The 12,561-nt window shown below is 48.6% G+C and carries 10 protein-coding genes; all 10 read right to left on the reverse strand.

Annotated elements, in window-relative coordinates; all coding sequences use genetic code 11:
* Nucleotides 1-5: 5 nt before the first annotated feature.
* A complete protein-coding gene (locus tag P3T25_RS01750; protein WP_429357318.1) occupies nucleotides 6-1,250 on the reverse strand; it encodes a flippase in 1,245 nt (414 codons plus the stop codon).
* Between the two features lie 73 nt (nucleotides 1,251-1,323).
* Nucleotides 1,324-2,412 carry a glycosyltransferase gene (locus tag P3T25_RS01755; RefSeq protein ID WP_429357319.1) on the reverse strand — a complete coding sequence of 363 codons (1,089 nt, stop codon included), beginning with the start codon at nucleotides 2,410-2,412 and terminating at the stop codon, nucleotides 1,324-1,326.
* A 20-nt stretch (nucleotides 2,413-2,432) separates the two neighbouring features.
* Complete coding sequence (locus P3T25_RS01760) at nucleotides 2,433-3,506, reverse strand: cellulase family glycosylhydrolase (protein WP_429357320.1); 1,074 nt, start codon at nucleotides 3,504-3,506, stop codon at nucleotides 2,433-2,435.
* Nucleotides 3,499-4,779: a hypothetical protein gene (locus P3T25_RS01765; RefSeq protein WP_429357321.1), complete on the reverse strand. Its 1,281-nt coding sequence runs from the start codon at nucleotides 4,777-4,779 to the stop codon at nucleotides 3,499-3,501. The genes P3T25_RS01760 and P3T25_RS01765 overlap by 8 nt, the downstream gene beginning before the upstream one ends.
* 75 nt (nucleotides 4,780-4,854) lie before the next feature.
* Nucleotides 4,855-7,200 carry a polysaccharide biosynthesis tyrosine autokinase gene (locus P3T25_RS01770; RefSeq protein WP_429357322.1) on the reverse strand — a complete coding sequence of 782 codons (2,346 nt, stop codon included), beginning with the start codon at nucleotides 7,198-7,200 and terminating at the stop codon, nucleotides 4,855-4,857.
* Entirely contained in the window at nucleotides 7,113-7,712 is a 600-nt protein-coding gene (locus tag P3T25_RS01775) for a hypothetical protein (protein WP_429357323.1), read from the reverse strand. Before P3T25_RS01775 ends, P3T25_RS01770 begins: the two co-directional genes overlap by 88 nt.
* A gap of 117 nt (nucleotides 7,713-7,829) precedes the next feature.
* Nucleotides 7,830-9,062: a glycosyltransferase family 4 protein gene (locus P3T25_RS01780; protein WP_429357324.1), complete on the reverse strand. Its 1,233-nt coding sequence runs from the start codon at nucleotides 9,060-9,062 to the stop codon at nucleotides 7,830-7,832.
* A gap of 42 nt (nucleotides 9,063-9,104) precedes the next feature.
* Complete coding sequence (locus P3T25_RS01785) at nucleotides 9,105-10,463, reverse strand: glycosyltransferase family 4 protein (RefSeq protein WP_429357325.1); 1,359 nt, start codon at nucleotides 10,461-10,463, stop codon at nucleotides 9,105-9,107.
* A 29-nt stretch (nucleotides 10,464-10,492) separates the two neighbouring features.
* Nucleotides 10,493-11,617, reverse strand: a complete 1,125-nt coding sequence (locus tag P3T25_RS01790; protein WP_429357349.1) for a polysaccharide biosynthesis/export family protein — start codon at nucleotides 11,615-11,617, stop codon at nucleotides 10,493-10,495.
* Between the two features lie 208 nt (nucleotides 11,618-11,825).
* Nucleotides 11,826-12,560: a carboxypeptidase regulatory-like domain-containing protein gene (locus P3T25_RS01795; RefSeq protein ID WP_408516958.1), complete on the reverse strand. Its 735-nt coding sequence runs from the start codon at nucleotides 12,558-12,560 to the stop codon at nucleotides 11,826-11,828.
* Nucleotide 12,561: the final 1 nt, after the last annotated feature.

Here is a 12,561-nt window from a genome sequence, read left to right on the forward strand (position 1 = left end):
ATATTTTAATGAGAAAATATAGGGATCCGACGAAGATGAAGGGTATAGCCCATTGATGCAGCAACAAATAGTTCCGCTATTAGCACAGACACCGCAGCACCAGCCACGTTAAAGAAGTACGCCAAAGGAATGATCAACACTACGTTCAAAAGTCCAGACAAAAGCGTGAGACGACTAAATTCCGCTTTCATACCCAGCGGAAGCATTGTTTGAACGCCAAAAACGTTGCTTAATCCGACAAAAAATGGAACGAAACAAAGAATTCGAAACGCAGCTACGGCGCCTTCAAATCTCCGACCCATAATTAAATCGACGATCAGTGGAGCGTATGCCGCGCAGATAACGACCACTATCAAAGTTGTCACAATTTGAAATCGCATATATTTTCTTATAATTAAGAATGCGGCATCGTAATCCCTGCCAATCAATCTACTGATACGAGGATAAACTGCGTTTCCTATCGGCGTGAAAGCGCTCTGAATCGCACCTCTCAACTTATCGGCAGCTGCGTAATAACCTGCGCCGGCCGGGCCACATACCAAGCCCACCAGCAAAACACTTGACGTCGTGTATAAATTAATTGACGCAGTCGAAATGAAGACGTGCCAACCATCACGCAGAACGGCCATCACCGCCGAAATATTTGGGGGCACCCAGTAAATAATTTTATTGGCACGGATCAATATCAAGGAAATCAAACCGGCGACAAACGGAGAAATTGCGGTTATTAACGCGAACTTCCAAGCATCGGCGGGACTGACTACAAAAACAAAAATTAAGGGTACGGTTATAACTCTTGCACCAATCGAGCTAAATGAAACAAAGGCCATTTTTTCCATTCCCTGAAACAACCACTGGGGAAACAAAATTGAACCCAACACCATTGGAATATACGAAAAAAATATGTTCAAATTGCCTTTAACACCAGGGAGAAGAACCGCGATTAAAATAGCAAAAAAAATCCCTGCCCCACCAAGAATTATTTTGGCGCTGAGAACCACCCAGAAAAATCGGCTAAGTTCCTCAGGCGAATCCCTATACTCCGCAACGTGCCTCGTCCCAGTAAGATTAAATCCATACTCCGAAAGCAATATGACGTATGCGAATATTGCCTGGCAGACAGCCGCCCCCCCAAACGCTTCCGGCCCGAGGGTTCGGAATAAGTACGGGAGCGTGAAGAGCGGAATAACAAAGTTAGCCCCCTGAATTGCAAACAACGCAATTATATTTTTTGCAATCTTCCGATCCATATCGAATCAATTTCTCTAGTTTTAGATGACCGAATTTTTGACATTCTGGATGTCGTGACAGTCATCACGTAAATTATATTTCCGACAGAATTTTTTCAAACGAGCCGACAACACGTGAAACGTCGTATCTCTTCACATTTTCATACCCTAGTGCGATCAAATTTCTTTTCAAGCTTTCGTCGTTTAAAAGCTGCGCCAGCGCGGATGTCCATGCGTGAGGATTCTCGGGCTGCAAAACGGAGAAATAACTTTCACCCATCGTTTCGTCGAAAATTTCTAGCTTGCTTGCACAAACTGGCACCCCAAATGCCTGAGCTTCTATCGGAGTGCGTCCGAATCCTTCGTATAGCGAAGGCGCTGCGAATATATCTGCAGATCGATAAGCTAGCGAAAGCGTCTCTTTCTCAACATAATCGATTATGCAAGATTCGTAGGGCGCGGAAGATAAAAAATTTACGATTTCACGCCGATTTGTCACGTCCACTGGCTTGCCAATTTTTAAAAACAGAATCGGTTTGGAGGCGATAGCTCCGCTTAACCCCCTCAGCAGCGTCAAGACATTTTTTCGTGTCTCCTCGGAGCCGACGTTAAGAATCACAACATAGTTATCTAGATCGCGACCGACAATCCTCCCTAAATCAGTTCGCGCATGGCCTGACGCAATCGAACCTGAATTTTTCGAAGATATATTGAATGCGTTTGGTACCGTTGTCAGTTTTTCTGGGGTAACGAATTTTTTCGCATCCGACGACGTGCTATTCGATGGACATACAACAATCTTTGCCTTTTTCAGGGCAATCAGATTTATACGCACAAAGACCAGCTTTAGTTTTTCCAAGAAATTTACTGAATTTTTTAATGAAGGAATATGGTGCAAAACCACTATCAATTTTTCTGTTTTTAGCATAAACAGCCAAAGCATGAAACAGATATCTTCTTGATACAAAATTACAGCGTGATCACTACGCAGCAAAAAGAATACGCGAAACGGAATGAGAAAGAATTGGTCAAAATATCGCGCGAACGAACGGGGCTGCCCTCGAAAATAATGACGCTCTACTACGTAGACAGCACTGTTCAGCGATTCGCATAGTTTTTCACTAAAGGAGCCGACGCCATTCCATCTGACACCGTATGGCCCCATTATCCAGTGTATTTTCATCTCATTGCTCCCCGACAAGCTTATCTGAACAGATTATTCATCATTTGACCTGCCGGTTTAATTCTTCCCGTGGTCGAAACCAGTCCGAAACAATATTCGCGCGGTCGCTTCGAGACTCCCAATTGCGAAGGAATTGCATTTCGATCAAAATCGGAAAACACCCACACACCAGGAGCGGGAAGTCCGTTCTTGCCCAGTATTTCAGATATCTTGGCAAAGTAACTTGCTTGCTCGGCCTCACCAGCGGCGCAGTCGTCCCCACTAAGCGAGCTGGAACCTTTTGGAGTAGTCGAAAAACCAAGCTCCCCGAAAAAAAGTCGTTTATGACTCGGGTCGTTTACTCGGACAGCATCGATCACACCCTGTAGCGCTCCCGGGGACATATAAAAATGAACATCCCAAAAATCAGGCTCTATCTTGGAACCTATGGCATCGACGATCCGTCGGTCGATTGGTACTGTGACGCCTGCAACCATCGAGAAAGTGACGGGAACACCTGCAAATTTTTTGCGGGCATAGGGCAACATCTTTGAAATCCACTCTTTTACGCCGCGTTGATCAAGATTCACCTCGTTGCGCAAGTCGATATATAGAATCCCGTTTGTATTCGGAAACGCGGAACGAATACCGTCGATCCACTTCTCCGATCCAGCTATGTCGTCGTAGGCACCCCACAGGTCAAATAGTGTCAACTGCACTTTCAAGCCCTTGTCCCGCGTAATTGTAAGCAACGTCTTCAGCTTTTTCAGATCTTCAGCACGACCATCTGGAAATCCAAATTCGTCCGGTTGTAAAAAAATTCTAACCGAATTAAACCCAAGTGATTTTATTTTATCCAGATCCGCAGCAACCCTATCTTGATTCCAATTCGTCCAAAAATACATCCACCCTGCATCGGATCGATAGTAATTTATCATTCTCGCGCCCTGGATTTCCGATAAGTTCGGGACGTTGATGTCAGCATATGCAGGAGACAATGCAACCGACGCAACCATGCACAGGGCTGATAATCCCAGCCGCATCAAACTACCGGTAGCGAGCGTTGCGTCGTTGATCATGCGCATAACATGCGAAAACCGATAGACCTTATGCATTTATTTTTCCAATTCGCGTAGAAAATCCATCTGAGCGCAGGGTGTTTCGACCGGATGAAAGGTATTGCTCGAACAGAACACCCAAAAATAGACATAGTGCTCCCAGTTCGACTACATTCGTCGTCATTCCATAAACCAGCGTCGTTATAGCCACTTGAAACCGGAAAGTGGGAACGCTGTATTTTCCGATTTTAGATGCATCACGACTGGACTGAATACAAAATACATAAAGCAAAATAAAGCTGAAAACGCCAAATAGGAAAAAGAGGTACACGAACAGATTGTCTGCCGAGTTGTAGCCCATGGGGTCGAACATCATAAGCGGCGTTCCTATCCCCCCAATTCCGGTTCCAAATACCGAGCTTCCGTTTGACGCCAGTAGGTCCCACGCGTCTGGCCAAGTCGACGTGAGTCTCACAAAGAATGAGGAGAATAAGCTCGCCATCACACCATCGTTCTTCACCATGGTGTACTGGTACACAAATGTGGATAAAGGAAGGCATACGGTTATAATCGCTGCCCCCCATGGCACTAATTTAAGCCATCCGCGAAATTTTGTGCGTGAGAAAAACCATATCAAGGTATTTACAAAATATACGAGCAACAATCCCTTCGTAGTCGTAAAGCTTAGGCCGATAAACGTGAGGATCCAGACGAGACAATTCCAAATTGACGGCCTTCTCAATGAGATTGTCCCGATTGCTCCAATGAGCAGAAAACCACCGGCGTCGAAAGATGTTTTAGCAAAACCCGCGACACGACGGGCGCCCTCAAATGACCATTCGCGACTGGTAGCGACTTGAATGCTACCTACGTCAAAGGAGAATCCTGCCCAAGGGGCTGGCGAAAAATAGTCCCAAGTTACACCGATAAGACTGCACACCCAGACTGCAAGGCAAAATCTCCTCAGACTAGTCGCGTTTGCGATCATTTCCCGTGAAACGAAGACACCTAGGATCAAAGGCGTGATGATGTAGACACCAAATGCGATTGCTTCAATTTTCTGCCCCGTCGCGACCCCGATTAGAGCAGCCGCACCTATCAGAACCAGCGTCCACACCTCCGCTTTTCCGAAGCGCGACGAGACCGCTTTCTTGCATATTTGATAAATTACGGCGACCACCACTAGTCCATTCCCGATATATCCTAGTGGGAGTAGCCCTAAAGCACCCATGTAATACCTAAAGACCCCGGCAATCGCCAGCAATAGCAAGTAGAGGTACGCGATCTTCAAGGACAAAGAAAGCCGAACTCTTGAATCACTGTGCGCCATGATTTACCCAGTTTAATCGTTGAGGGTTGCCTCGGCCTTCTGGCATCGCGTCTCTCACGTCGTTGAAAAATCTGCTCAAGAACGAGTTGCGTTTTCGCTGTAATACTCGTACCCGTATCCGTAGCCGTATCCATACCCGAACCCAGCAGGTTCAAAACCGTTGAATACCTGACCGGCAACTTTCGCGCCAACATTAGTAAGTCTTGCGATCGAGTCGACCAAATGTCGGGGATTAGTGACTTCAGCGCGCGAAACCATGATTACGGCGCCGGCGTGTTTAGAAATCCACAGGGAATCGCTGACAGGCAAAATTGGCGGTGAGTCGATGATCACGTGGTCGTACTTTGCTGACACGAGCTGTATGAGCTCCGAGAAAGCCTCTCGCTCCAACAATTCGGCAGGGTTCTTCGGTGTTTCGTCTGCAGCAGGAAGTACATCCAAGAGGGGGAACACGTTTTTCCGGATTGCCGACTCCACGCTCGCTTTGCCGGCGAGAACTTCTGCCAGCGCCGGCCCCTCCCCAAGGAGAAGGTAGCGATGAAAACTTGTACGACGCATATCGGCATCAATGAGCAAAACGCGCTTGCCTGTACTAGCAAGTAAATAGGCGAAGTTCGTCGAGATAAATGTCTTGCCAACCTTGGGAGTAGGGCCAGTAAAGAGCAACACATTGGAATTGTGCTTTCCCGGAAGGAACTGCATCGCGCTCCTGAGGGACCTCAATGCTTCGACGCTGCGATCACCTGGTGTTGTGTGCGCCAATAACATCGGCGACGGACTCCTCCCCGCCGGCATGAAACTACGCAGCTGTTGACGCTGACGTTTACTACTAGGGACAACCGCGTAAAGCGGTATGTTTGCCAATTGCTCAGCCTCTAACGGGTCGCGCATTGTTCCTAGGAGAGCGGCGCGGAGTTGCACCGCCATAAATCCCAGAGACAGACCCAGTATCGCGGCTCCACCCAGCACGATAGGAAGCCGCGGCCATGATGGTCGCTCAGGCGCTACAGATTTCTCTACGAGGAAAACGTTGCCGGTAGTTCCTGCATCCACAACTTCGAGTTGTTGTTCATTCTCCAACAGAGATGTGTACAGCTTGGTGTTCACCTCCACGTCAAGGCTCAAACGCAGGTACTCCTGCTCAGTAAGCGGCAAAGCTTTGAGTTGCTGGTCCACTGCGCTCAATTGTGCGGCTAAAACCTGAGATTGGACCTGTTGCGCACGTTGCGCCGGATGGCTATTCATCAGCAATTCACTCTGCGCCTGAAATGCTAGGTCAGCAGTCATTTTTTGACGCGTCAATTCGGCGGCACGGTCAAGGAGCGCCTGTGTCTGACCGTCTATATCGATCGTCTTGGTCTTTATTCGGTACTCGTTAAGCCGTTTCTGCGAGTTCTCCAAAGTCTGTCTGATCGTTGGAAGCTTCTTACGAAGGAATTCGAGACTTAATCTTGATTGTTCTGCCCGATGCTCAATATTCAGCCGCAAGTATGCCGCGGCTATTTCATTGAGAAGGGCCGCTGCAAACTCAGGGTCCTTGTCTGTGTACGTGACTTCGATCGTGTTGGAATCGCGTGCTGTTTGAGCAGCGTTCAATCGCCTGTCTAGGTCTTCGTAGACCGATTGAACAGACCGTTTCACCACACGAAAACGGGTGCCGACACGTCCGCGATAGCTTGCTACCGAGATTTTTCCGCTTTCTGGCTTTCCCAGTGTTTGTAACGTGAAGAGCTTCGTCTCGCCGACCAATCCTCTGGCAACAAGTTGATCGTCACTATCCCGGAGTTCCCAACTGTCGTGCTCTAATACAGTCAGATAGAACTTCTCGTCAAACCAAAGTTTGGGCACGTCAAACTGGTCTAACTCGAGTTTCTCTCCTCCCCACGCAAATCGCGCAAGTCCCCACAGAGGCTCGCGAAGATAGTTCTGTTCATCAGCTTTGCGCGCGATGACCTTGCCCAAAATCGGCAAACGGTTGTCGACGGAGATTTCAACGTCGCGCTTCAATGCTTTGATAGCCGGGTAAACGGTAGCGCGAGAAGTAACGACGTCCAACTCACCGTCAACAGAGTTCGTACCGAGTTGTAGTGCGGTTGCGACATCCGCCAGAGAGCCCAATGCCGACCCCTGCTGAAGGTCAATCTGGACAATACCGTCTGCCTTGTATTTGGGCGTGATCAATACTGCGTAACACAACCCGGTAACAATTACGACAATAAAGACCGAAGCGAAAATCAAAGGGTAACGCACGATGTTTCGGAGAGCCTTTCCAACGTCGACATCGTCCTCGCGATCTCCGTGGCCGTCTCTCAAGAATGCTTTGTTTTCGTTTTTCATACCGACCGATCCCGCTGAAAAGAGTTTTGCTGCGACAACAACGAAATGGATGGCCGACAATTCGCTCTTAGAACAGTCATCCAAGTCTTTGCTGCTTTCTCTAGCAACTCAAAAGTTGCTTGAAATTTCGCCAAATTTCCACGGAGTGGGTCTTGAATCTCGCATCCAAGCCAGTGCCCTAGCAACCATGTCCGTCCAGCCACCTCTGGGTATTGTTTTATTAGCCAAATGCGATGAGCTTCGCTCATAACCAGGATCAGATCTGCAGATTTGAGATGCCGACGCTCAAGCCGCGTCGAACGCAACTCTCCGCTACTCAAACCTCGTGTAGCTAGTACTTGTCGGGCAAGAGGATGCGTTTCGTCTCCTGTACGTCCGTGAATACCAACCGACACGACCACCGCCTCCAATCGATCTTCCGTAATTAGCGTCTCGAAGATGCGTTGAGCCATAGGGCTTCGGCAAACATTCGCTGTACACGCAACAAGCAGGCAGAAATTCCGGCCGCTATCGTCCGGAACCATTTCCGCTTGCTTGACCTCAGGATGAGAGTCGGTCTTGCGCGGTCCTGCATACCATCGCCAAATGTTTCTCATAAGTTGCCCTCGCCGTTAGCTTGGCTAGCCGAATTAAAGCTGCAGTTCGTTGCGACACACGAATCTTCTTAAATTATTTTGGGGTAGATTACCTACCTCTGAATCGGTCTGACCTGATCAAATAGCCTTATCCGGCATAACATCAGAAATCCCGGTCTTCATAGATCGCAGATTTCTATATAAATCGAAATACTGCTCAGTGACACTTTCGGGTAAGAATTTTTCTGCTTGTGCTAAGCAATTTTTACGCATCTCGTCGAAATTTAGACTATCTTCCGTTGCCTTATAAATTGCAGAGCGAACGCTCTCGTCATCTTGTGGATCAAAAAGAAAGCCCGTTTTCCCCTCTGCGACCAGCTCTGTAATTCCACCACGCTTGCTTGCAATGACCGGTACGCCATGTGCGTAGGCTTCAACGATCGCCCTAGAAAATGGCTCGTCCCATAAAGATGGAACGATCAAAAAATCAATTTTTTCCAACAACTCGTAAGGGCGAACAAATCCCACATATTCAATGTCAATGTCAGCCGCAGAAAGAGATAGTTTCGCCTTTTTTGACTCACTAATTTTTCCACCAATTTTCAACACAGCAGAAATTCCGGACATCCCAAGGATTTTTACAAACGAGTCCAGTCCTTTTTCTGGACTAATACGACCGAGATATCCAAAAATCAATTTTGATCTACGGCTCCCTTCACCGCTTATTTTCGAGCGTTCGTTACGATATCCATTTGGTATTGAGCGCATATATTTGTGGTCAACAAACACTCCAAACTGTCGATGTTTTTCCAAGATTGACGCGCTCACGCCAATCACTGCGGTAACGTCCTTAGTTGCCTTTTGTCTGATTTTCCCGAGCATCGAACATGATGCACAGATCGAATTGCAATTTCCCGAAGCATTAAACATGGTTGACCGCGGGCACAGCAGATAATAATCACGAATTGTATGAACGACAGGAATTCCCAACTTTCTAGCCTCACGCCACACACCAGTCGAAAAACCGAGCAGATTGTTGGTATGAAAAATATCCGGCTGGAACTCCTCGATAATTCTCCTGATTGCTCTACGGGCAATCGGATTTTCTGAATCACAAAGATGCCATAGCGGCTTCAGGAATTTTGCAATCCACGGCTGCGCGAACGGAAAATAAATATTTGGCGTCCGGAGGTAAGTGCACTCAACGGAATTGATAAGTCTTGTTGTGCTGCCCGAAACTGGACTAAGTGAAACAACTTTAACTACATGACCATTTTTAGCCATTGACTCAGCGAGATATTGTACGGATCGCTCCGCGCCACCGCCGACGGTGTTAGGACTATAAAGCGAATTAACGTACAGAATCTTCATGTTATTACCTTTCTTTTTTACTCCCTTTACGGGAGACAACCACTACACCTCTGCGGCTTGCGCGCTCAATCGCGCCTGAATACCGACACGATATGCTGCACGCTGTATTGCCATGCTCACAAAGCGGCTGAAATTCTCACCCAAAACAATTGGGTCATGGTTTCTAGCAATATATTCACGTGATCGGACCGCGAGTTGATTAGAAAGCTCTACATCTTTCGAAAGAAAAACTATGAAATCAGCCATCTCTGCTGCGGTATGCGCAATTACCAAATGACTCATATGCTGAACGTTCAATCCTTCCGCACCCAAAGGTGTTGTGAGAACAGGCATTCCCAAAGACATAGCATCAAGAACCTTTGTTTTGACGCCAGTGCCCTCGACAATAGGCAAAAGCGCGGCGGAACATTTTTCGACAATCTGGCTATAGTCACTCACGAAGCCGTGAAGAACTATGTGAGGCGAGTCAGCTACCACATTGCGTGCCCGTTCGTCGTAACCGCCGACGGCGTGAATAGTCAAGTGACACCCCATCGCCTTAGTCACTGGGACAACTTCGGCCACAAGGAATCGCAAAGCTTCTAGGTTCTGCGACGTCTTTAGATTGCCAATAAAAAAAGCATCAATTGCACCGTCATTTCGAACGACATGTCGCCATTGATTCTTCGACAATTCAGCTGCCTGAGGATTTGCGTAAATTTCAGACCGTCCCGACATGGCCCGCAGAGACTCAGCTTCCGTCTCGGAAGTTAAAAGCAACACATCGAACAAAGACGATGCCGCGAGCTCCCTCTTAGCGATACGACGTGATTCTATTTTCAAAACGAGCCGTCGAAAATACGGCTCAACCAAGCGGAGAGCACTCGGAATTTTTCCCAAAAACGTGCCAAAAATTGTGTTTCTGTAGCCGTTTTTCAGAAATTGTCGATAGCGATCAGACAATAAATCATCAAGATCCAGAATTTTTGGAATTTCGAGACTCTCGCAATATTGGCCGGTTCTCAGCATATCTGCGACGACGACGTCAATTCCGGAACCAGCAGCCGTTCTAATAGCTGTCATCGCGCGCCCAGAAAAAAACAGGCTTTCTTGGAGGGAGTACCTAGGTCTGGTCATAATGTTTGAAATAATTTCCCAGATTTCTGGCATGGGAGCTATTTCGACTGACGAACATCCCATCCCCATCAACGCATCAGTGTCAATCGATTCATTTTTTTTGCACAGAACGATCAAATTTAAGTTTGCTTTCTCTGCAAGAAATCTGATGCTTTGTCCAATAATACGCTCGCGTCCACCAGTAGCAGGATATGGTGATCTTGATGCTAGATACAGCACATTCGGTCGCAATTCACTCATATCCCACCCCGGTTGTTGCAAATTATTAAAATGATCAGCCGGCATCGCAATAATTATTTCCGGCTGTTTTCTCTCTATTTCGTGACAATTGCAGCAGTCAGACCCGCGTTAATTCCTGGCAGCAAAAGACTTAGAACGCGACTGAATCTAACCAACCCATTGCTATCGACGTAGACGATATCTTTTGGCTCCAACTCAAATTGATTTGCCAATACCATTGAGACCGGAGAACTTGCGTCCAAGTGGTATACCATCGGCTCCGAGGTCGTTGAATCTCTAATAACGTACAACTGTTTAGCATCAGCGCTATTCGAATTTATGCTTCCCGCCTGCGAAACAGCGTCACTTAAAGTCAATTTCCCGGAGCGCATTGGGATGGCTAGTACTGGTTTCGCGACTTCACCCATTACGTACACACCGTTGTCGTCTCGGGCCAGCACTTTCAGGACATCGCCATTTTTCAAAATTATTTTCGACGGATTGGCGCCCCGCGCGATTATTTCGGGTAGATCAATCGAGTGCGATACTCCGTCGCGAATCAAGGTCATTCGGCTTTGATCCGCTGCAGCGCTGAACCCACCGGCTCGGCTAACCGCCTCATAAAGAGTCATCGGAATATCATTTATCACCTCAACTCCAGGCGTATGTACTTCTCCGTCCACGTAGATTTGCTGTGAGCGGAAGGATCCAATACGAACAGTTACCTGCGGATTCCTGAAGGTTTTAGACAAAACCTCGACTAGTGAAGCTCGGACTTGCTCTGGCCTCAGCCCTTTCACGTAGATGGATCCAGCGAACGGGAATTGGATATTTCCCGCTTGATCGACGATGAATCCGGAACTTGGGTCGGCCGGCCGAAGCGTTTGCTGCGACGCGAGTCCTTGGCTAGTCGCCAATTCAGGGTGATCCCAGACTGTTATTTGAAGCACGTCTCCCACACCAAGTCGATATAGCTCAGGGGCATCGGAAATTAGTGTGAAATCTTGACTTCCTTTATTCGCGATCGCGACCTTGATATCTTTCAACGTCGACGCGTTGATTTCTGTAATCGGTACTTGAGCAGGGGAAACGTTCTGTCTATCCGCAGAGCCCATCGAGACGTTCGACGGTTCGTGCATCCGCATTCCCGGTGCCATTACACATGCCTGTAACAGGCAGCCAATTGCCACCGTCGCAAAGAGACGGCCAACCCAACGCATCACGCCGCGAGTTTGTCCTTGACCGTTCAATTTCCTTTGGTTTCTCATAAATTGGCCTCCTTTATTCGTATGTCTCGAGCGCGAGCGTGCCTGTCATCGCCCTACGTTGAGATAAATCTCTAAACCGCGGAAGGGAAATTCATGCCCGCCGCGCTTGATTGCGCCGCGTTGTCCGAGCACTCCAATTACCCTTCCACGTACCATCCAATTACTTCGTCGTAGTCCCCGTCCCCCCACTCCCACCCGTCCCACCCGTCGACCCACCACTCCCACTGCCAATCGGCGCCGCCGCCCCAGCCGCCTGCGCGGCCGCAGCCAACGAAGCCGCCGGCTGCCCATTACTCGTAATCGCCCCAGCCGCGAGCAACGTATCGAGATCCGCATCAGCCCCCGGGGTGCCCGGCGTAAACGAAACCGTCAAGAACGAGGAAGAAGAAAGCGTGATCCCATACGTGTTCTTGATCAGCGTGACAACCGCCGCCTCAGCATTCGCAATCACCGTGCTATTCGACAGCGCGCTCTGATACGACGGATTAGAAGTAATCCCCGCAAGCAACCCACTAACCGTCGTGCCCAACTGCCCCGCGAGGTAGTCCAACAACAACTCCGTCAACGGCGTCACGTTGTACGTACCCGCACCAGCCGCAAACGAATGAATCGTGATCGCGCCGCCGGTTGCCGTAATCGTGCAAGGACCGTCAAACCCGAACGTCGCCGTATAAGCGCCGTTGGAATTGGCCGTAGCGCTACCCGAACCGTTCTTGCAAGTCAGGGTGATGCTCGCGTTAGCCAGCGCCACGCCGACAGCGGCTGTACCACCCACCGTCCCGACCGGCGAGCCGCCGCTATTGGTTCCACCACCGCATGCGACCAGCGCACTGGTCGCAAGCACTATCGATCCGAACTGCAGCGTGCGCAGCGTGGCGCCGTTTAGAAGCTTCATC

This window comes from Paraburkholderia sp. GAS32 (assembly GCF_050434225.1).
In the GTDB taxonomy this organism is placed as follows: domain Bacteria; phylum Pseudomonadota; class Gammaproteobacteria; order Burkholderiales; family Burkholderiaceae; genus Paraburkholderia; species Paraburkholderia madseniana.

Coding starts and splice junctions, on each gene's coding strand:
- P3T25_RS01750 (WP_429357318.1), bottom strand. CDS start 1,250: ATGGATCGGAAGATTGCAAAAAATATAATTGCGTTGTTTGCAATTCAG.
- P3T25_RS01755 (WP_429357319.1), bottom strand. CDS start 2,412: ATGAAAATACACTGGATAATGGGGCCATACGGTGTCAGATGGAATGGC.
- P3T25_RS01760 (WP_429357320.1), bottom strand. CDS start 3,506: ATGCATAAGGTCTATCGGTTTTCGCATGTTATGCGCATGATCAACGAC.
- P3T25_RS01765 (WP_429357321.1), bottom strand. CDS start 4,779: ATGGCGCACAGTGATTCAAGAGTTCGGCTTTCTTTGTCCTTGAAGATC.
- P3T25_RS01775 (WP_429357323.1), bottom strand. CDS start 7,712: ATGAGAAACATTTGGCGATGGTATGCAGGACCGCGCAAGACCGACTCT.
- P3T25_RS01780 (WP_429357324.1), bottom strand. CDS start 9,062: ATGAAGATTCTGTACGTTAATTCGCTTTATAGTCCTAACACCGTCGGC.
- P3T25_RS01785 (WP_429357325.1), bottom strand. CDS start 10,463: ATGCCGGCTGATCATTTTAATAATTTGCAACAACCGGGGTGGGATATG.
- P3T25_RS01790 (WP_429357349.1), bottom strand. CDS start 11,617: ATGCGTTGGGTTGGCCGTCTCTTTGCGACGGTGGCAATTGGCTGCCTG.
- P3T25_RS01795 (WP_408516958.1), bottom strand. CDS start 12,560: ATGAAGCTTCTAAACGGCGCCACGCTGCGCACGCTGCAGTTCGGATCG.